Source organism: Streptomyces botrytidirepellens (assembly GCF_003721215.1).
Lineage (GTDB): Bacteria > Actinomycetota > Actinomycetes > Streptomycetales > Streptomycetaceae > Streptomyces > Streptomyces himastatinicus.
In genome coordinates this window covers 1-1,704 of sequence record NZ_RIBZ01000473.1, presented here as the reverse complement: position 1 = coordinate 1,704, position 1,704 = coordinate 1, and the positions used below count along the sequence as shown (strand labels likewise).

The following is a 1,704-nucleotide window of genomic DNA, read 5'->3' as shown; positions in this document are numbered from 1 at the left end:
GGCCGTGACCGGAACCGGGTTCCGGTCACGGCCTCGCGCGGTGCTGCGTGCGCGATCCGCCCCACTCCTGGCCAGAAGATCCCTGGGTATGGGTTCAACTCGTAGAACTTGACAGGGAACAGACCCGGTCGGTGTAGAGCTTGGTGGTCAGCTGGCCACCGCAGCCGCCGAGCAGCAGCCCGCACCAGAACGTGTCGTGCTCGTGCCAGTGGCGGAAGGCGTCCAGCTCGATCGCCTCCAACGGCAGTATCAGCGGCTCCTCCGAGTCCGCGCTACCCAATACCGCCGTCTGGATCTGCCGCCTGTCATCCCGCAAGGAATCCCCACCTCTTCGCCCCAACTCATGGCGCCACCAGCAGCATTGATCCCTTGAGTAGGGCTTGCGCCCCGGCAGGGAGGGTGCCAGCTCCCACTGACAGCGGCCTCCACATCGGGATCCGGTTCCGCCGGCAACCGTTCGCCGTTGGGCCCGCGCGTCACGTATCTGTCCCTGCGGCCACGGGGTGCTCTGCGGCGAATTTCACCCTCTGTTGATTGTCGGTGGCGGGTCGTAACGACGATGGCACGGCACACGGTGTGTTCCACAAGGATCTCGGGGAGATCAACCTCTCCGAGCTGGATCTCAACGTCCGTGAAGCCACCCCACCGACCCATGGGGCTCCTGTGTCCCCTACGGCCACCGCGACCGCCCGCATCGCACTCGTGGTCCTCTACACCGATCACCTGGAGGAAAGCCGCGAGTTCTACACTGCCCTGGGCCTGCCCTTCGTCCGTGAGCAGCACGGCAGCGGTCCGGTCCACTACTCCACCACCCTTGCAGACGGCATGGTGATCGAGCTGTACCCCGCCACTGCCAAACGGCCCGCCAGCAGCGCCCGGCTGGGCTTCACCATCGATGGTCAGACCCTCACGCCGCCGCTGACTTCCGGACGGCATGTGGTGAAAGATCCGGACGGGCGGATGGTCGAGCTCTACGCAGCCTGTTCGACGAAGTGCAGCAGTACTTCGCCGACCATTCGACAACCCCGATCCTGAAGGTGAAGATCGGCGGGACCCTGGCCAGCGTCCAAGCGGTCCAGCGCCCGGCGTCGGCGAAGCCGTGCAGCGCCACCGTGCAGACGCCCAGGGCCAGGCCAAGGCGGCGGTGGTCGGGGGGGACAGCCACAGTGCTCGTCGAGGGTGCGCACCTCGCGCTTTTCCGGGACCAGACGCATCCGGATGCGAAACTGCCGGTCCAGCTGGCTCCGGGCGAAGAAGGTCTGCCAGGCGGGTTCCTGGACCGTGAGCCAGGAGATGCGCGGGTACGGCTGGACCGTGCTGTCTCAGCAGTCCCGGGGGCGGTGATGTGGCTGGGGAAGAATGTTGGCAGCGGCCAGGAGGGGCGTGGTGCATCCGACGATCGACACCGACACGGACACCTATGAGCAGGCGATAGCCGCCGTGTAGGCCGCCTACAGGCTGCGCCCCGTCCCCCGCCGACTGGACTGAAACCACTGGACTTCTAGCGCAGCTCTTTCGCCTTTGTTTGAGTAGGAGTGCTGGATGCACGGCCTGGGTGGCACCACTTCAGCGCTCGGAATGTGTGTACACGATGGCGCCCGAGTGCGGCTACTTGCCGGTTTCCTTCTCGTACGCCTTGATGACCTCGTCCGTCGGGCCGTCCATCAGCAGCTCGCCCTTCTCCAGCCACAGCACCCGGTCACA

At 66.1% G+C, this 1,704-nt stretch carries 2 protein-coding genes and 1 pseudogene; 1 reads left to right on the top strand and 2 read right to left on the bottom strand.

Annotation, left to right across the window (positions count from 1 at the left end; all coding sequences use genetic code 11):
• Positions 1-94: 94 nt before the first annotated feature.
• Positions 95-316, bottom strand: a complete 222-nt coding sequence (locus tag EEJ42_RS31705) for a hypothetical protein (RefSeq protein WP_246097523.1) — start codon at positions 314-316, stop codon at positions 95-97.
• Positions 317-540: 224 nt separating this feature from the next.
• Here EEJ42_RS31705 and EEJ42_RS31700 point away from each other — a divergent pair, with 224 nt between their 5' ends.
• Positions 541-1,035 (top strand): VOC family protein, encoded by a 495-nt coding sequence (locus EEJ42_RS31700; RefSeq protein ID WP_342778357.1) that lies wholly within the window; start codon positions 541-543, stop codon positions 1,033-1,035.
• A 573-nt stretch (positions 1,036-1,608) separates the two neighbouring features.
• Here EEJ42_RS31700 and EEJ42_RS53300 read toward each other — a convergent pair.
• A pseudogene (locus tag EEJ42_RS53300) lies at positions 1,609-1,704 on the bottom strand (ABC transporter ATP-binding protein); the annotation flags it as partial.